13 protein-coding genes and 1 pseudogene (1 of these 14 running past the window's edge) are annotated in these 18,198 nt (G+C 54.8%); 6 read left to right on the top strand and 8 right to left on the bottom strand.

Going from position 1 to position 18,198, the window contains the following annotated elements; translation table 11 throughout:
- From A3OW_RS0116820 to A3OW_RS0116805, 5 genes are all read right to left on the bottom strand, one after another.
- Positions 1-458, bottom strand: the 5' end (the start) of a protein-coding gene (locus tag A3OW_RS0116820) for a DUF3987 domain-containing protein (RefSeq protein ID WP_020564617.1). The gene continues 1,009 nt to the left of window position 1, outside the view; only the first 458 of its 1,467 coding nucleotides appear in the window; the start codon lies at positions 456-458; its stop codon lies beyond the left edge, outside the window.
- On the bottom strand, positions 455-874 hold the full coding sequence (locus A3OW_RS0116815) for a CHC2 zinc finger domain-containing protein (protein WP_020564616.1): 420 nt from the start codon (positions 872-874) through the stop codon (positions 455-457). The genes A3OW_RS0116820 and A3OW_RS0116815 overlap by 4 nt, the downstream gene beginning before the upstream one ends.
- 110 nt (positions 875-984) lie before the next feature.
- Complete coding sequence (locus tag A3OW_RS27305; protein ID WP_083918237.1) at positions 985-1,230, bottom strand: helix-turn-helix domain-containing protein; 246 nt, start codon at positions 1,228-1,230, stop codon at positions 985-987.
- A gap of 118 nt (positions 1,231-1,348) precedes the next feature.
- Positions 1,349-2,044 carry a hypothetical protein gene (locus tag A3OW_RS25335; protein ID WP_020564615.1) on the bottom strand — a complete coding sequence of 232 codons (696 nt, stop codon included), beginning with the start codon at positions 2,042-2,044 and terminating at the stop codon, positions 1,349-1,351.
- A 12-nt stretch (positions 2,045-2,056) separates the two neighbouring features.
- Positions 2,057-3,283, bottom strand: coding sequence for a tyrosine-type recombinase/integrase (locus A3OW_RS0116805; protein ID WP_020564614.1), 1,227 nt, complete (start codon positions 3,281-3,283; stop codon positions 2,057-2,059).
- 905 nt (positions 3,284-4,188) lie between these two features.
- Between A3OW_RS0116805 and A3OW_RS0116800 the strand changes: the two genes are divergently transcribed.
- Complete coding sequence (locus A3OW_RS0116800; protein WP_157385929.1) at positions 4,189-4,869, top strand: hypothetical protein; 681 nt, start codon at positions 4,189-4,191, stop codon at positions 4,867-4,869.
- A gap of 385 nt (positions 4,870-5,254) precedes the next feature.
- Positions 5,255-5,533: pseudogene (locus A3OW_RS25330) on the top strand (transposase); the annotation flags it as partial.
- A gap of 14 nt (positions 5,534-5,547) precedes the next feature.
- Here the strand turns inward: A3OW_RS25330 and A3OW_RS0116785 are convergent.
- Positions 5,548-5,805 (bottom strand): cysteine rich repeat-containing protein, encoded by a 258-nt coding sequence (locus A3OW_RS0116785; RefSeq protein ID WP_020564611.1) that lies wholly within the window; start codon positions 5,803-5,805, stop codon positions 5,548-5,550.
- Between the two features lie 257 nt (positions 5,806-6,062).
- Here A3OW_RS0116785 and A3OW_RS0116780 point away from each other — a divergent pair, with 257 nt between their 5' ends.
- A complete protein-coding gene (locus A3OW_RS0116780) occupies positions 6,063-6,881 on the top strand; it encodes a class I SAM-dependent methyltransferase (protein WP_020564610.1) in 819 nt (272 codons plus the stop codon).
- Between the two features lie 14 nt (positions 6,882-6,895).
- Here A3OW_RS0116780 and A3OW_RS0116775 read toward each other — a convergent pair whose 3' ends face one another.
- On the bottom strand, positions 6,896-9,124 hold the full coding sequence (locus tag A3OW_RS0116775) for a copper-transporting P-type ATPase (protein WP_020564609.1): 2,229 nt from the start codon (positions 9,122-9,124) through the stop codon (positions 6,896-6,898).
- 452 nt (positions 9,125-9,576) lie between these two features.
- On the opposite strand from A3OW_RS0116775, the gene A3OW_RS0116760 reads away from it, so the two are divergent.
- Complete coding sequence (locus A3OW_RS0116760) at positions 9,577-11,112, top strand: hypothetical protein (protein WP_020564606.1); 1,536 nt, start codon at positions 9,577-9,579, stop codon at positions 11,110-11,112.
- 187 nt (positions 11,113-11,299) lie between these two features.
- Positions 11,300-12,226, top strand: a complete 927-nt coding sequence (locus A3OW_RS0116755; protein ID WP_020564605.1) for an ATP-grasp domain-containing protein — start codon at positions 11,300-11,302, stop codon at positions 12,224-12,226.
- A 139-nt stretch (positions 12,227-12,365) separates the two neighbouring features.
- Here the strand turns inward: A3OW_RS0116755 and A3OW_RS0116750 are convergent, their stop codons facing one another.
- Entirely contained in the window at positions 12,366-13,415 is a 1,050-nt protein-coding gene (locus A3OW_RS0116750) for a threonine aldolase family protein (RefSeq protein ID WP_020564604.1), read from the bottom strand.
- Positions 13,416-13,839: 424 nt separating this feature from the next.
- Here A3OW_RS0116750 and A3OW_RS26595 point away from each other — a divergent pair, with 424 nt between their 5' ends.
- Positions 13,840-18,195, top strand: coding sequence for a PAS domain S-box protein (locus A3OW_RS26595; RefSeq protein ID WP_198291332.1), 4,356 nt, complete (start codon positions 13,840-13,842; stop codon positions 18,193-18,195).
- Positions 18,196-18,198: the final 3 nt, after the last annotated feature.

Below are 18,198 nucleotides of genomic sequence, written 5' to 3'. Positions count from 1 at the left end.
GCTTGCTCGGCTTTTCGGGCTTGGATTGCGCCGTGCATTTCTTTTTCGTACTGCTTAATACCGCACAACACGATGCTTTCGACGGTTGACTTGCCGTCGCCGGATTCGGCAATCGACAGGGCGTAAATCGAAAGCGGCTTATGGCCTGACAAGGTCTCCACTTCGCAGTTCCCTTGAGCGGCCAATGATGCCGCCGACAGGATGGACTGCCCCACGGTTGCCGGGTTGAGCTGGGCGTTCAGGGTAATCACTTTACACAAATCGGCCAGCGGCCCCAGCGCGTCAGCCGGGTATTCAGGCGATTGGTAGGCGAATTCGCCCAGTTTTCGCCCCGATTCGCCCTTTTTTCGCCCGCCTGAAACCCGCGCCGTTGCTGGGTTTTCGCCCGATTCGCCCCTTTCGCCCGCCCACTGTGTCTGATTAAGCAATTCTTCGATACTTGAGACTGAATCGCTCATAGCCGCACCCCCATGAATTCGGACGCATCGCGTAAACGGTTGTAAGCCAGTTCCACGCGCTCGGCGTCGGTTTCCGACAATGGGGCTTTATGGACAATTTGCCGCGCCGCAAGGGCCACGATTCCAGCCTCACGCGCCAGGCATTTCAGAACATCATAGGGATTGAATGCCGCCGTTCGGCGGCTGCCTTTGTTGTAGGTAGGCCGCTCCGGGTAAAGGTCGCTGAACTCCAGGCCGACCGCGGCGAGTACGTCAGCCGGAGCACATCCGGCAAAACAGTGAAACAATACTTTCCCGTCTCTTTCGGTTACTGTGAGCGAAGGTAATTTGTCATTATGGGCGGGGCATCGGGCGGTATACTGACCCTTGCCGGTTCGTTTGACGCCATCAAGGCGCGTGATTAATTTTTCGATCATCGGCGTTCTCCGCCGGGTGCATCCATCGCCGCCAATGTGATAAAATCACATCGTGATTTGGCAATATGGACATGCAAAACCCCGGCCTATGGTGGTAGGTTCGGGGTTTTTTATTGTCCGGTATGCGTCCGCGTCCGATCCTCGAGAAATTCCCGTAAATCTCCGGCGCGATATCGGACTTTGCGTCCTACCTTGACATAGGGAAGGTTATAGCGGCCAGTGGAACGCCAAACGCACAGCGTCCCCGATGTAACATCTAAGATTTTCGCCGCCTGTATATCATCTAATAGAAATGTCGCCGGAAGGGTAGAAAGGTCTAAGGGTTGCGCGTTTTGCGCGAGTGTCGTAGGTTTCATAATATCCGCCTGTGGTTAAGTTAATTAAGCGCGGATATTGTTGATGAATTGTCCCGGCTTGTCAGCCAGCCTAGCCGGTTAGGTTGGCCTACTTAGCCGGTTAGGTGTATCGGATTTCTTAAACTAGCCTTTTCCCGCTTTCCAATATTTTTCTCCAATCTAACATTGAGCTGCGGCTAATAAGGGTTTTGTCCATCATAGCGTTATCAAACGCAGTCACACCTTCATATAAGGATTTGTCGATTTGCCATTTATCCCAAAATTCTTGAACAATTTCCCGATCTTTTTCTTTTCTATTCCCTAATCTATCTTTCTCACTTGCGCATTGGTTTTGATAAAAATAAAGCATATGAATAACAGCTTCGGCGCTTACAGGGTTAGCATTTATATATTCTCTAAATTCCAGGAAATTTTTAGAGCTTTCCAAATTGCAGACTATTTGCGTTACTTCCGCCGCCGCTCTTTTCTCTAAATCGCTTTGCTCAGATTTTGGTCGGGGCGGCCCTCCATCCCACTGGATATGTCCCCACTCTCCATGCATTACACGGTATAGCTGCTTATTATCGATGTCGAAACGATGAATAATTTCCCAAATATCGGGCACTGCCTCGCCAGCAAAACGCCGATATTCCCAAGGCACCGCTTCACAAAGCATTAATACATCGTCGAATGTTTGTAAATTGCTCCGCCACGGATTCAACGCGCAAAGCTCCCTTAGCTCGTCGATTGTCAGAGTTTTTTCAGGAGAAATTTGAACTGTAATTGGCTTTTGACGATTCCGCGATTTGCCACGCTTTGGTTTATTATCTGTCATAACACTTGCTACTTAACCCATCTTACGCAGCGGAATAACTTCCGCCGTCTCTTTCACTCCAGCCGCCTTTAAAACGTAGTCGGTTATTTTTTGCATGGGGTCGCGTAGTCTCTCGACATTCGCCACGATGTAACCGGCGGTCACGTCCGCGCCGTTGGCATGGTTAAGGAGCCGCTTGAGTGCATAGGCTGGAATATCCAGCGATTCGGCAACAGTGGCAAAGGTGCGCCGTAAGTCATGAATACAGAAGCTTATGCCGGTGGCTTTGGTGACTGCCGCCTGAGCGCGTCTAAAGTTGGATATGCGCCGCCCTTTGGCATCGGCAAACACAAAATCGGAAGCCGCCGCCGCTTTTCGCCGGGCGAACAGCTCAAGTAAATAGTCCGACATCGGCAAGGTGTGGTCCTGCCGGTTCTTCGGGTCGCGCACGGTGAATGTTTGAGCGGTCATATCCACATCGCGCCACATCAACTCAAGCGCCTCGGTCCGTCTCATGCCGGTGAGCAGCACGGTCAAAAAATAATCGCGGATATCCGGCCCGGGCAAGTCCAGGACGGCATTAACCCATGCCCCCAGCTCATGAGATTTAATAACCGTTTGCCGCCTGTCCACGCGATACCAGGCTTTGATCTGCGAAAGCTTTTTGACCGGGTTAATGTCGATTAAGGGCTTTCCTGAGTCGTCCTGATATTCGGCGGCGGCAAAATTGAACAGCGCCCGCAAATAACGCATGGCAAGGTTAGCGCGGGCTTGGCTGCGTTGTTCGCCGTGGTCTTGATGACGTTTCTTTACCGCATCCGGTGTGATTCTGGTTAATGGTTTGTCCATCCATTCCGGACACACTTCATTTAAAGATTTTTCAATATCGGCCTTGGTAAGGGGCTTGAGATTTTTTCGGGCCTCCAGATAATCGGCCATGACCTCACGCAGCGTCTTGGATTCGAGTTTGCGGCGTTTCTTTTCGGCGCGTGGGTTCGCACCATTGGCAATACTGGCCGCGGCCACCGCCGCTTGTTTGCGGGCTTGCTCTATGGTCATGTCAGGAAATCGCCCCAGGGTGACGCGCTGCGGGGCGCCGTTTACTCTCTTTTGCACAAAGAAAGTTTTAGCCGTGGTGGTGGCGCGAAGTTGGAGCCCGGCGGCGTTTTTGTGTGTGTCGTGATAGATGACGCGTTCGCCAGGCGCCAGCGCCGGCAAATTTTCAAGAAGTGGTTTGGTAAAGCTGAAATGGGTTTCCATATAATGCCCTCGGTGCTACGTTTTTATCTCGGTGCTACGCCGGTGCTACGCTTTCGGTTAAATTTCGCTAAATTCAGCGTAGCACCGTTAAGGGAATTATAGGCTTAATGTATTGTTTTGTATAGGTTTGTAAAAGGACGTTAAACTGGATAAAACATATTATAATAGGACTCTTAATCCATAGGTCCAGGGTTCGAGTCCCTGACCCCCCACCATATTCTTGTTTATTTTTCAGTTAGCTCTCGTAGCTCAATCAATTTATCGTTCGCCAATACCTTGATTAACAGACTGTCGTGTCCGGCGGTATCTGTCCGGCAGGATGGTCTTGATAATCTCGCTGCCCTGTCCCACCAGGGAACCATTAACCGGCAAGGATAGGGACAAAGCTTGGGATTTTAGCGACGGACATGTCCGATCAATTAAGACTTTTGCCATCCGAGCATCACCCTCTTTAGCCTGACTAACCACAATCTTTTGATTTTCGGCATATCCTCGGCAATCGATTCTAAGTCATGCGGCCAAGATCTTTACCTTTCGGCTTGCCTGCGAGTCCTCCAATCTGTCCCAATGCCGTTAAGTTAAGCCGTCATCTCGCCGGGGGTTGCCGAGATCCACGACTGCCCCGGCAGAGATTTGCTCCTCGACAACCGCTCCTTGCGTTTTCCTATTTCCTGCATCCATGCAGTCGTGCAATCTCTGCATCCACCACATCCATGTGGCTTATGCAGGAGATAGGCAGAAAACCGCTCCGTGCGTTTTCTGCATTCGCCACATCCCTGTGGCTTAGCAACGCAGGAGCGATTGCCGAGGGCTGGGATGCCCAAAACAAGTTTTCGCAAAAATAGCGGCGTTATCGATCATTGCGAATTATGCATTTTCAAATAATTATTAGAAAGGGAACAGCTATGTTTAAAAAATCATCCAAAGTTATGGTATGGGCACTTTACATCAGCCTGATAACCGCTGGAATAGCGGCCCCATCGGTAAGCTTTGCGGGGGGCAAGCCCAAGGTGTTAGGTAAAACCATAGGTGAATGGTCAGTAAAATGGTGGCAATGGTCATTGGCAATCACGACAGCATCAAATCTGATGCTTGATCAAACGGGGGCTAATTGTAACGTGGGCCAGAAGGGACAGGTTTGGTTTTTAGCGGGGGTTTGGGGCGGGGCAGCCGACCCGATTATCAGGAATTGTACTGTTCCCAAAAGTAAGTACGTCTTTTTCCCGATTTCCAACGGTGTATGGATTAATTCTCTATGGGACGATCCGAATAATACCGAAACAGTGTATCGTGAGAATGCGATGGCTCAAGTGCTCACTGATAATGTTTCTGCCACTTTAGATGGGCAACCGATCATATTTAATAGCAGCACCCCGATAATCAGGAGTCAATCGCCTGTTTTCACCGCGACGTTCCCAACGGACAACGTCTTCGGGGCTGATTCCAGCGATCTCAACGGCTATCCAATAGTTTCTGACGGCTATTGGGTCATGTTGCCGCCTCTTCAACAGGGCCAACATGCTTTGCAGTTCACTGCAGGCCAGTCGCAAAATATCACTTACAATTTAACGGTTGAAAAGCCGTAAAACTTAATTTTCAGTCAGACGGTACATTGGAAAAAAGGGGAGCATATCCACTATACCACTCTGAGAATCATATCGTAGCCGGCGCCTGCGTGATTTCAAGTGATCCATGCTGTCGCAAACCTTGAACAATAATGCCGCCCAGATTTTTAATGCGATTTGCTTGCCGGAATGAAATGGACCGTGCGGCAGGCATTGGATGAACCCGGCGTTCAGTGACCGAAGGGTGTAGCTGGCGCAGGAAAATAGCGTGCGGTTTTTGCTTCGGCGCCAGGGTTTCGGCCCGATGGACGGGAAAAATTTTGGCGCGGATATTCGACGGGGCGGTTCGGGGAATCCGCCGGTGAATTGTTCCGGATAAAGCCGATGTTTGAGCCCTTTGAAAGCTTCTTCGGCTTTGGCCGAACAAGCTATCCACCTCACGACGCCGCTTAGGAAAAATAGGAAATCCGTGCCCCCGCACCGGTTTCGAGAAAGCCATCCTGCGCCGCCGTATATTGCTCGAAACGGTCTTCGGCCCATTGAAAAACTTGGCCGAATCGAACACGCCCGCCACCGCTCCGTTGCCAACTTCCTGGTTAACCTGATGGCCGGCATCGTCGCTTATGGCCTCGATGAAGACAACCCCACCCTTTTATTGATCAGCGTCAATCGGTTTAATGGCTAGCCCTCGAACTCAGGTTATTTGGATTGCTTCATTTCCTTTAATTCCTTTAAAGCCTTAGCGCAACCCACCGTTACTCCATCCATTTGCGCCTTTAAACAGGCCTTGATCCGACCGCCGCCCGGCTCCACATTAGGACATAGCCTCTCAATGTCAGCCTTACAGTAAGTTTTGAGCGCTTGAATTTCCGCTTCCAGCCCTTGTGCCTCAGCGTATGAGGGTATGGTTGCAGAAGATACTAAAAGTAACAGGACTGTTGTACGAACGATCATCATTGCAGTCTCCTCACAGGGTTGTGGTTATCAGTTTTTCAGCATTAAAAGGCTCTATGGCATCATCTTGCGATCAGTACTCCAATCGATTTCAGACCATGCCATACATCCGGTTTAACCAGAACGAATCCCTTACCCGGACAATACATAACCGAATCTCCGATCAATATTTTCTCTTTATTATGCTCTTGACATTCAAATAATGAAACATGCAAGATTTTACAAGCAAAAAAATCGAGCTGCCAAGACAGAGAATTTCAATGAATACCTTCGAAGAAGCCAAGACCCAAACGACTCATGCTTACAACGCGGCGGCCGATTTGTTCGACCATCCGGCCAATTCCTTCTGGAACCGCTTCGGCAGCAGTACGGTGGCGCGGTTGAATCTTGTTCCCGGAGAACATGTGCTGGACGTATGCTCCGGGACGGGAGCCTCGGCCTTGCCGGCGGCGATCAAGGTGGGACCTCAAGGAAAAGTGGTTGCCGTCGATCTGGCGGATAAGTTGCTGGCCGAGGCAAAATCCAAAGCCGAAGCGAAAAATATAAGGAACCTGGAATTCCGGGCGGGCGACATGCTCTCTCTGGGTTATCCCGATGCCGCTTTCGATGCGGTCGTCTGCGTTTTCGGCATCTTCTTCGTGCCCGACATGGAAGCGGCGGTCAGGGAATTATGGCGGAATGTTCGGCCCGGAGGACGCCTGGCCATTACCACCTGGGGAGAGAATCTGTTCGAGCCGGCCAGTAGCCACTTCTGGCAAGCGGTTCGAGCCGAACGTCCCGAATTATACCAAGGCTTCAATCCCTGGGATCGCATTTCCAATCCGGAAGAACTCGGCGCCATGCTGGCAGGAGCGGGTTTGTCCTGGGCAGATATCACCTACGAACAGGCCGTTCACCTCTTATCCACCCCTGAAGACTGGTGGACGCTGGCGATGGGCAGCGGTTATCGGGGCACTCTGGATCAATTAGAGCCTGATCAATTGCAACGCGTCAAGGAATCGAATCTATCCCGGCTCGAGGCCGAGTCGGTTAACGCTATTGAAGCCAACGTGATTTATGCCGTGATTGACAAACCGTGAACTTGACTCCCATTTTATAATGATACCCGCCTCAATCGCAGCGCATTGGCAATGACCGAAACCGAGCTCAAACTCATCGCTGCCGCGGCAATCATCGGGGACAACAGAATGCCAAAGAACGGATACAGCACCCCGGCGACAACAGGAATTCCCAAAACATTATAGATAAACGCAAAAAACAGGTTCTGACGGATATTGCTCAAGGTCGCCCGGCTTAAATGACGGGCTTTCACGATGCCCGTCAAGTCCCCTTTCACCAAGGTAATGCCGGCGCTTTCCATGGCAATGTCGGTGCCGGTACCCATGGCGATGCCGACGTGAGCGGCAGCCAACGCAGGCGCATCGTTAATGCCGTCGCCCGCCATGGCGACCGTTTTCTTCTCAGCCTGTAACTTTTTTACGACTTCGGACTTTTGCTCCGGCAAAACTTCGGCATAAACCTGGTCGATTCCGAGGCTTTGTGCGACAAACCCGGCCGTCGTGCGATTGTCGCCGGTCAACATGACCACCTGAATCTTTTCTTTATGCAATTCGGCCAGCGCCTCAAAGGTCGTTTTTTTGATGGGATCGGCCACGCCGAGCAGTCCGACTACCCGGCCGTCGAAGGCTACGATCATCACCGTTTGCCCTTGCCGGCGCTGCGTTTCTATCGAGTCCGCCAATACGTCTGCGGCTATGCCCGATTCGTTCATCAACTGCGCATTGCCCAGGGCCACGCGGCGGCCTTCGACGATCCCGGTTACGCCCCGCCCGGTAAGCGACTGAAATTGCGTTACCGGCATCGTCGTCAGCCCGAGCTCTTCCGCACCTTTCACGATGGCTGCGGCCAAGGGATGCTCGCTGGCCCGCTCCAGACTGGCGGCATGCCTCAATACATCCTCTTTGACGAAGCCGTCAGCCGTTTCGACACTGACTAGCCTGGGTTTTCCTTCGGTTAACGTGCCCGTTTTATCGATCACCAACGTATCGATTTTTTCCATTACTTCCAGGGCTTCGGCATTTTTGATCAGGATCCCCGCGGCCGCGCCGCGTCCGGTTCCGACCATGATCGACATCGGGGTCGCCAACCCCAAAGCGCAAGGGCAAGCGATGATCAATACGGCTACCGCATTCACCACCGCATGAGCCAGCCTGGGTTCAGGCCCCCATTGCCACCACACCGCAAACGCAATGATGGCGGTGAGTACCACCGCGGGAACAAAGTAACCGGAGACCGCATCGGCCAATTTTTGAATGGGCGCACGGCTGCGCTGAGCCTCGCTGACCATATGGACGATTTGGGACAACAAGGTTTCGCTCCCGACCCGTTCGGCGCGCATCAGCAGACTGCCCGTGCCGTTAATCGTTGCCCCAATGACGGGCATGCCGGACACTTTTTCGACCGGCATCGGCTCGCCCGTTACCATCGACTCATCGATCGAGCTCGTACCTTCGACCACGACGCCGTCGACAGGCACTTTTTCACCGGGTCGGACCCGCAAAACGTCGCCGGGTTTTACCTGCTCCAGGGGAATATCCGTCTCGCTGCCGTCAGCCTGATGAATTCGCGCGGTTTTGGGCGCCAATCCCAGCAACATTTTAATGGCTGCGCTGGTCCGGCTTCTTGCGCGCAGCTCCAGAACCTGGCCGAGAAGAACCAGGGTCGTGATCACGGCTGCCGCTTCAAAGTAGACCGCCACGACGCCGTTGCGATCGAGCATCGAGGCAGGAAAAATCTGCGGCCAAAAGGCCGCCAGCACACTGTAAATCCAGGCAACACCGATGCCCAGGGCAATCAAGGTAAACATGTTCAGGCGGAGGGTTACGAGAGACGTCCAGCCGCGCTGAAAGAAAGGCCAGCCGCCCCACCACACAACCGGAGTGGATAACACGAATTCAACCCATTGCATTTGGCGCGGCGACAATAAACGGGCGGAAAATTCCGGCATTCCATCATGGCTCATCGCCAGCATGAACACCGGCAGCGACAGTATCAGACTGACCCAAAACCTGCGGTTCATCTCGATGAGTTCGGAATTTTCCTCTGCTTCTCCCGGCGCCTCGCGGAGCTCCAGAACCATACCGCACTTGGGGCAAAATCCGGGCTCCTTGCGGATAATGTCGGGATGCATCGGGCAGACATATTCCTTGCTCGGGGCCGACTCCACCGTTCTTTCCAACGTCATCCCGCATTTTGGGCAATTTCCCGGGCTTTCCTGACGGATTTCGGGATGCATGGAACAGGTATAAATTGATTTGGTCATGATTTCTACCTCTCGTTATCTTAATGTTGACTCTCCGGCCGTTATAAAGTGCGTCCTCATCAACTTACAGAGTACCGGAATCACACATTGCCGAAAATACCCCCTCCGACCGAAGCAAACAGCGCGGCAAGCATCGCCGGCAGGATTTCGCCGGTCTATTTAAAGAGAAAATTAAAACAGCGCATTGAATAACCGGCAAACGGACTGCCAATCGATCTTTTTAGGTTCTAAACTCATAGGCAGGCCCGGTTCGATTTTACCGCCGACCCATGCCGGCAAGAGACCTGGACGCGCCGGACGGATATAATAGCCATTCGATCCCGCGCCCCATACCGACCCGGACCTTGGGCACCGCCAACGGGCCGGAATTGTCTGACTGCGCTTATTATCGGGCGGGACCCGATTTTTTAAATTCGAAATCCTATATCAAACTATGAAGGAGCAATGGCTCGATGACTGTCGAATTTTTGATCAACCTTGCAGTGCAATTTCTTGGAACCGGAGCCGCCTTCTTCCTTGCCTATCGGTCCTTTCAAAAACGCCGGATTCAACTGGGCGCCGAACCGACGCTGCCCCAATACTTCAGCCGTAAAAGCGCCTACTGGATCGGGATCGCCTCGTACTGCACGTTCATGGCGATCGTTTATTGGCTGCTGACCTGGCAGTGGCTGCCGCTGGAGCCGCTGGTAACGCTGATCGTGAGCACGCTTCGCACCGGAGAATGGGTGAATCTTCTGCACGGACTGGACGGAAACAAACTCATCCCGCTCATTGTCGCCGGACTGTTTCTTTTTTTTATCGCCTGGGAAAGCAAGTTCAATCCCTTGCTTATCTTCAGGGACAGCATTCACGACGCTTTCGCCATTCCGACCAAGGCGATCGAAGTGTATAACGCGCTCATTACCTCCAGGTTGTCGGCGGTCGACGACCGGTTGAAAGCGCAAATCGCCGGCCGCTTGCTGGTGCCGAGCATCGACCCCGGCGATTTCGAAAAATCCAGCGCCACGGTCGAATACAAATGGGCGCACAACTGCCTGCTGTTCGACCAGATACAAAACTACGCCAACGACTCGTCCTTTCGCCGTTTTTTCAACGAACCGTCGCTGAAATGGGGGGAGATCTGCATTTCCTATAACGCGATGTCGGAAAAGGTGGTGGTCTGGAAGGAAGCCGAACCCCACTATACCAAGACGGTCAACCTGCTCAAGGAACTGGACCATCTCACCGGCTTGCTCTGCCGTCTACTCGCCTCGCTGGTCGTGTTTGGCAGCGCCAGCGAGAACGAGATCTGGGCCACGGTGAAACAGCTCGGGGGCAACGTTCACGAAGCCCGTCTGAAGCACACCTACAAATACGTGATGATCTTCACCGCCGCCACCGCCGCCGGCGTCATTCTGGGGCGGGAGATTTCGGTGGCGCTGCACAATGCCTTTCTGTTTCCCGACAAACCGTTGCCGCATTTCAGCTACACGACGCTGCGCTGGATCGGCTACGCCATTTTGATGTATGTCCTGCCGATAGCGGTCGTTTTTATTTCGAGGACGCTCGTGTTTCGGCGCCAGCGGGAGCAATCCGACCGCTACTACGGCTTTTACATGTCCATGATGATCGTAGGCTTCATCGTCAGCACCACGGTATCGGTGCTCGTTCTTGAATTAACCTTCTACCGCAGGGAAGCATTCGATTTTCTGGAAAGCTTTCTGCAGCACATGCGCTGGGGCATTCTGCCGGCGCTGATATGCGGCTTTGTAGCATACCGGATGGATACGCCGGCGAGCGAGTCGGAAACTCCGGCTCATATCGTCACGGGCGCAGCCTTGCGTTTTCTTGCCTGGGGCTCGGTCGCCGTCATCATCATGCTCTACGCAACCGACGACTTGATCATTCAGGCATCGAACCTGCGTTTCACTCTGGTCGGCACCGCGTTTTTCGTCATCGGCCTTCTGGCCGCTTCCGCCCGCTTCAAAACGGCGAGGCCGGAGGATTAGCAGCGCCTTCCGAAGGCTAACGAGCGGGCAGCAAGAGCCGGGGTGTGTGGGCGCTTTATGACATCTACGGGCTACTTGTCGGCATTGAATAGGACGGTCTTGACAGCCGAACAGCAACGGGTATACGTTAGCCGAACCTGGATTCCCAACTGTCAAGTCGCCTGTTTACCGGTCGAGAGCGTTCCAATTGAAACACCCGTTGGTAGGATTTATTTTTTTAGATCAGCCTCATACGGAATATTCCGGCATTGCGCATCATCTTGCCGTGCATGGACTGGAAAGCCGCCTGATTTCATTGAACCGGAGCGGCGATATTCACTGGGATCAATACGGCTTGATCAATGTCCGCGAATGCCGCGGATATCATTGCGATTCCGATTTTTTGGCCAAGATTGAAGCTTTAGCCGAGCAATTGGGAACCGTATCTATCGTGAATTCCCTTCCGGTCATTCGAGCCGCCCTGGACAAAAGCAACTATCTTCGCGGTCTGGAACAGGATGGCGTCGGCCTTATCCCGACCCTCTGGGCGGAACGGGGCGAAAACATGACGATCGAAGAAGTTTTTCAAAGAACCGGCTGGCATGACTGTGTCGTGAAGCCCGCCATTTCTTCCAAAAGCTGGAATACCTATCGGATTTCCCGCAACTGGAAAGGAATTGAAATAAGGACAGCGGAAAGTAACCCGTCGTTTTTATCGGCAGTTGAATTTCGGGACTTGCTGGAAGGGCTGCTCCGATCCCACACCGTTTGTTTTCAACAGTTCATGCCCGAGATCGTTACCCACGGCGAACTGTCGTTTATTTTCATTGACGATTTATTCAGCCACGCCGTACGCAAAACCGTAGCCCGGAACAGTTGGATAGCGCATGAATGCTTCGGCGGGACCAATGCCTATTATGAAGCGTCCCCAAGCGAGATTCGCTGGGCAAGGGACATTCATTCAAGACTCCTTCAGAAATACGGCGGTTTCCTTTATGCCAGAATAGACGGCATCCCTGACGGCAAACGGTTGCGGCTGTTGGAGTGCGAACTGGTCGTCCCCCGATTGTTTCTTGCAGAAGGCCGGGCTTTTGAAAACTACGCTCTCGCCATCAAGAAAAGAGTTTTTGCCTAGCCCGGCATCCGCCCGGCCCTTGCTTACCGCGTATCCTGGCCGGCCTCGAAAACAGATGGCCTACGAAAACCGCTCATAAACACATAATCCGCCAAAAGCGTCTCGTGCCCCATCCCAGCCGCCTTCAGGAACTCCAACTTCAGCCCAAAAGCTCAAGAAACCGGTCTACTTGACCGGCTTCGGTCGCAAAACTGGTCACCAGGCGAATCAGCGCTTCGTCCGGACTCAACAGGTCCGGCCTGGCGCGGGGAGGATGCCATTGATAAAAAACGGCACCTTTTTCCTGAAGCTCGGCCGCATGCGCTTTATCCACGATGCAAAACACTTCATTGGCTTCGGGATGCCATGCCAGCCGGGCTTGCCCGGACTGCACGATGCCCTGCCGCAGACGCTCGGCCATCGCATTGGCATGACGCGCCAGATCCAGCCAGAGTCCATCCTGCAAATAAGCCTCGAACTGGCAGGCGATAAACCGGCTTTTGGAAAACAACTGGCCGGCCCGTTTCCGGATGAACGGCAGGTCACGAGCCTGTTCCGGATTCATGAAGACCAGCGCTTCGGCGCACCAACAACCGTTTTTGGTGCCCCCGAACGAGACGACGTCGACGCCCCGTTTCCAGGTCATCTCGGCCGGAGTCAGTTGCAACGCCGCCAGCGCATTGGCGAAACGCGCGCCGTCCATATGCAGGGGCAGACGGTAAGTCCCGGCGAGGTCGGCAATGGCGGCCATTTCGTCGGGCCGGTACAGCGTGCCGATTTCGGTCGCCTGCGTCATGGAAATCGCCATCGGTTGCCCGGCATGAACGAAATCCGGCGGAAAACGCTCAATTTCGGCTTTGAGACGGGCGGGATCGATTTTACCGTTGTCCCCATCGACGGGGACCAGACGGGCGCCGTGCGTGAAAAACTCCGGCGCTCCGCATTCGTCTTCCAGCAGATGAGCTTCACGGTGGCAAAAAACCACTCCGCCCGGGCGGTTGACGGCGGCCAGCGCCAGCGAATTGGCCGCCGTGCCGGTGCTGACGAAATAAACCGCCACCTCGCGCTCGAACAGCTCGTTAAACCGTTGTTCGATTTTGCGGTCCAGTTCGCTCGTGCCGTAAGGCGCTGAAAATCCCGCGGCGGCTTCCAGCAATCGTTGCGCGATGGCGGAGTGAGCGCCTGCCCAGTTATCGGATGCGAAATTCATGGCAGTGTCCTGTTGAAATGGTCTCGAACCGGCGGATCGATACGCAGTTCCGCCGCTCGACACGGGTTAATCCAGTGATTTTATTGAGACCTGGAAATAAGCTTGTTGAACATTCTTGCTGACGCAGTATCATAATGTAAAATTCAATTTTTCCGCGCACAAACGCCATGCCAAGCCCCCAAATTTCCATGAAAGATGCCGGATTCAATCGATAACTTATTGAGCATCTTGCGCAAGTCTTTATCCTCTGGCTTATCCGGCAGGAGTTTGCGGCAGGCCGGCCCCTTTTGCCCGAGCGCCGCCTCGGGAACGAGAAAGGCTCGTTACCGAAACAATGCTTTCCGAAGCGAGTTCACCCCGGTATTCGGCCGCATGCAGAAAATTTTATCAAAGCCCGCAGTAAGTCTTGGGAGTAAAACAGGCCGTGACTGAAAACGATAGGGCGCAGACTTCCTCTTTTCCGGTGGTAGGCATCGGCGCCTCCGCCGGCGGCGTCGACGCACTGCGCAGCTTGTTTAAAACTCTGCCCGAAAAGACCGGTCTGGCCTTCGTCGTGGTGCAGCATTTACATCCCGATCATCCCAGCCATCTTGCCGAGCTTCTGGAAAAATCGACGGTATTGCCCGTTTTGGAAGCCGTCGACGGCATGACGGTGGAACGCGATCACGTCTATCTCATAGGACCGGGCCAGGTGCTGACCATTGAAAACGGCGTCTTGCGTTGTCGCCCGTTTTCCGGCCGGGTGCGCGTCTATCTCGACCTGATCGATACTTTTTTTAAAAGCCTTGCCGCCGACCGGGGCCGGCAGGCGATTGCCGTGGTTCTGTCCGGTACCGGCACCGACGGCGCCGCCGGAGTTTTGTCCGTCAAACAGGCGGGTGGCAAAGTCCTGGTACAGGATCCCACTACCGCCATGTACGACGGCATGCCTTGTGCCGCGATCGGCACCGAAGCCGTCAGCCATGTTCTTCCCGTAGAATCCATCGCCTCGGAATTGCTGCGCTGCGCCGCCCCTTCCTCCGCTTGCCTCCCGTCAAACAACGGAGAAGGAGAAGACATTGCGCCGCCTCTGGACGAAATATTGATGCTCATCCGACGGCAGGCCGGTTTCGATTTGAGCGGCTACAAGCCCAAACCACTGCGATGGCAAATCGAGCGACGCATGTCGATCCGGCATATCGAGCATTTTCGCGATTACGCCGCGCTCCTGCAGGACGACCGCGCCGAATTGGAAGCGCTGGTCCGGGACATACCGATACACGTCACCGATTTTTTCCGCGACGACAAAGCCTGGGAGGTGTTGGCGCGCGACGTGATCATGCCGCTAGTCCGTGAACAGCCCGAAGACCGCCTGCTCCGGGCCTGGACCCCGGCCTGTTCCACCGGCGAAGAGGCGTATTCGCTCGCCATGCTGCTGGTCGAGCAGACGGAGCAGAGAACGAAACAGGTCGACTTCCAGGTCTTTGCCACCGACGCATCGCCCGAAATCGTCGCGCGCGCAAGCCGCGGCCGGTTTTCCTCCGCCGACGTCCAGCCGATTGCGCCCGAACGCCTGGAACGCTTCTTTTATGCGGTCGACGGCGCCTTCCGGGTAAATAAAACGCTGCGGAAAAAAATAGTTTTCGCGCCGCAACACCTGCTCACCGATCCTCCTTTTTCGAACCTGGATCTGGTCACCTGCCGGAATCTGTTAATCTATCTTGAACCCTACGCTCAGCAGCGGGTGCTCGCTTTGCTGCATGCCTCGCTGCGAATAGGCGGTTATCTTTTCCTCGGCGGCGGCGAATCCCTGTCTTCGAAGCAGAGCGGCTTCGAAGTCGTCTCGCCGCTTTGGCACATCTACCGGAAAACAGGGCCCGCGGCGGATATCCGGATCACCTTTCCGAAGCGCATCAAACCCTCGCAACTTGCCAGATCGGGCAGTTCCGCCACGGGAGAAAGCGCCTCCTGGGCGGTGCTGGAAAAATTCGATTTCCCGTCCGTACTGATCGATGAGCAATTCAACATCCTGCGCGTCTACGGCGATACCGGGTCTTTCCTGCGCCTGCCTGAAGGCCAGCCCACGCTGAACCTGCTGGATCTGGTGCAGACGGCCTGGACCGACGATCTTCGATCCGCGGCAACACAGGCTGTAACCCAAGGCCAGCCTCTGAGCATCGACGATCTGCAGGATCACGGCAGCAAAGACGGTTCGCTGAGCATCCGGCTGATGCCGTTCCAGAGGGGGGAAGACCTTGGCACGCAGCGCCTGCTGGTGTCGTTCGTGCGTTCGGCTCCCGCGCGCGGCCCGGCTTCGCCGAACGGAGACAGGGCAGCCGACGAAAAAGGCTCCGAAGACTTGAGCAATACGCTGCGCATCACGATCGAAGAGCTGAAAGCCTCGCGCGAAGAACTGCAAGTCTTGAACGAAGAGCTCAGGGCCGTCAACGATCAGCTCAACCTCAGTAATGAAGAGGTCAACGAAGCCAACGCCCAGCTTCGCGTCACAATCCGGGAGCTGGAAACGCAAAGTAAAGTGCTCAGTAGCGGCGGGGTGATGACCTTGTTTCTGGATCGGGCGCTGCGTGTCCGATGGTTCACTACGGCCGTCAGCGAGCTTTTTCCTCTGCGGTCCTCCGATACGGGCCGCCTCATAGAAGAACTGGTGCCGAAATTCTGGGATCCTCATTTTCTCGAGGATGCCCGCACGGTCATGAAGACGGGCCAGCCGCTCGAAGCCGAAATTCAAAGCGTGGGAAAACGGTGGTTCATACGCCGGACTTATCCCTATCGAACCGGAAACGAAAAAACCACGGGCGTGGCCATCACCTTTACCGACATCACCGGGCGCAAGCAGGCCGAGGTGGCCCTGCGGGAGAGCGAAGAACGATTTCGTTTACTCTTCGAGCAGTCCGTAGACGGCATCTTTGTTGCGTCGGCCGATGCTCGCTACATCGACGTGAGCCCAACGGGCTGCGCGATGCTGGGCCTGACGCGCGAAGAAATCCTTGAGCGGCGCGTCATCGATATCCTTCCGCCCGAAGAACAGGCCCGCCTGGGTCCGCATTTTACGGAACTCGAAGACGGCGAAGTTCATCGCAGCGAATGGCGCTTCCTGCGTAAGGACGGCACCGATTTTATTGGCGAAATTACCGCGCGAAAGCTCCCGGACGGACATTTACAGGCCGTCGTGCGTGACGTGACCGAGCGTCGCGCGGCGGAGACGGCTCTGCGACAGAGCCGCGAAGATTTGGACCGTGCTCAAAAAGTGGGAAAAATCGGCTGGTGGCGATTGGATGTCCAGCGCAACGTCCTGACCTGGTCCGACGAGAACTACCGTATTTTCGGCGTGCCCGAGGGTATGCCGCAGACCTACGAGGCGTTCCTTGAGATCGTTCATCCCGACGATCGTGACTACGTGGACACCCAATGGCAGGCAGGCCTCCGGGGCGAGCCCTACGACATCGAGCACCGCATAGTCGTCGAGGGGCAAATCAAATGGGTGCGCGAAAAAGCCTATCTGGAATTTGACGAAAATGGCGAAATGTTGGGCGGTTTTGGAATTACCCAGGACATTAGCGGGCGCAAGCAGGCCGAGGAAGAATTGCGCAACAGCGAGCGGAAATTTCGGCAAGTGGTCGAATCGCTTCCGCAATTGGTATGGACCTGCCTGCCGGACGGATCGTGCGACTATCTGAGTCCGCAATGGTTGGCTTATACCGGCGTCCCGGAATCTCTTCAACTCGGCTACGGCTGGCTTGAGCAGCTTCATCCCGACGATCGCCGGCGGACCGTCGAGCAGTGGCAGGAGACCACTCGACGGGGCGGCCGTTTTGCCGTCGAATTCCGGATTCGCCGGCACGACGGCGTTTACCGCTGGTTCCATACCCTGGCGACGCCTCTCAGGGACGAGGCGGGCCGCATCGTCAAATGGTTCGGCAGCAATACCGATGTCGACGACTGGAAGAAAGCCACGGAAGCCTTGAGTGAAAGCGAAAAACGGTTAACTCTGGCCTCGCAGGCCACCTCCGACGTCATCTGGGACTGGGACATCGTGCACGACTCGCAGCACTGGAGTACGTCGGGAATCGAAGTCTTCGGCTGGACCGACGCGGTCGACGGACCGCAGACGGCGGCCTGGTGGCTGGAAAAAGTGCATCCCGAGGACCGGCCCGGAGTCACTGCAAAATTCCAGGCCGTTCTCGACGATGCTCTGCGCGACCTATGGCAGGACGAGTACCGTTTCCGGAAAGTCGACGGCAGCTATGCCGAAGTACTCGACCGCGGATTCCTGATTCGGGACGCGGAAGGGAAACCGGTCCGCATGATCGGCGCGATGCAGGACATTACCCGGCTCAAGCAGGCCGAGGAAGAGGCCCGGGCTCAGCGCAATCTGTTAGAAACGGTGATCAGGCACCTGCCCGTTGCGGTCAATATCGTGCGGGCTTCGGACTTGAGAATATTGCTGGTCAATCCCCGGTACCAGAGGATCGCGCCGCAGAAGGAAATGATCGGAAAAACCGTGCAGGAGGTGTGGCCGGAAGTGCCCGAACTGGAAAAAATATTCCGGGAAGTCGCGGAGACCGGGACTCCGTTTTCGATCATGGACGCACCCTATAAAATAAAACGATCCGAGAACGGCCCTCTGGAAGACGCCTATTTTAGCTGGTCTTTATTCCGGGTGCGCCTGCCCGGAGACGAGGGTTGGGCGCTCTTCAATACCGCATGGGAGACGACCGACCGGAGAAAAATCGAAGAAACCTTGCGGCAGGCACTGGCCAAGGCGGAACAAACCGGTTAGAGG

This window comes from Methylosarcina fibrata AML-C10 (assembly GCF_000372865.1).
In the GTDB taxonomy this organism is placed as follows: domain Bacteria; phylum Pseudomonadota; class Gammaproteobacteria; order Methylococcales; family Methylomonadaceae; genus Methylosarcina; species Methylosarcina fibrata.
This window is presented reverse-complemented; position numbering and strand designations above follow the sequence as displayed.

Bases quoted from the DNA above. Each gene is read 5' to 3' on its own strand.
- A3OW_RS0116750 (WP_020564604.1), bottom strand. From the start codon at position 13,415: ATGAATTTCGCATCCGATAACTGGGCAGGCGCTCACTCCGCCATCGCG.
- A3OW_RS0116780 (WP_020564610.1), top strand. From the start codon at position 6,063: ATGAATACCTTCGAAGAAGCCAAGACCCAAACGACTCATGCTTACAAC.
- A3OW_RS0116760 (WP_020564606.1), top strand. From the start codon at position 9,577: ATGACTGTCGAATTTTTGATCAACCTTGCAGTGCAATTTCTTGGAACC.
- A3OW_RS0116805 (WP_020564614.1), bottom strand. From the start codon at position 3,283: ATGGAAACCCATTTCAGCTTTACCAAACCACTTCTTGAAAATTTGCCG.
- A3OW_RS0116815 (WP_020564616.1), bottom strand. From the start codon at position 874: ATGATCGAAAAATTAATCACGCGCCTTGATGGCGTCAAACGAACCGGC.
- A3OW_RS0116800 (WP_157385929.1), top strand. From the start codon at position 4,189: ATGTTTAAAAAATCATCCAAAGTTATGGTATGGGCACTTTACATCAGC.
- A3OW_RS25335 (WP_020564615.1), bottom strand. From the start codon at position 2,044: ATGACAGATAATAAACCAAAGCGTGGCAAATCGCGGAATCGTCAAAAG.
- A3OW_RS0116785 (WP_020564611.1), bottom strand. From the start codon at position 5,805: ATGATGATCGTTCGTACAACAGTCCTGTTACTTTTAGTATCTTCTGCA.
- A3OW_RS27305 (WP_083918237.1), bottom strand. From the start codon at position 1,230: ATGAAACCTACGACACTCGCGCAAAACGCGCAACCCTTAGACCTTTCT.
- A3OW_RS0116775 (WP_020564609.1), bottom strand. From the start codon at position 9,124: ATGACCAAATCAATTTATACCTGTTCCATGCATCCCGAAATCCGTCAG.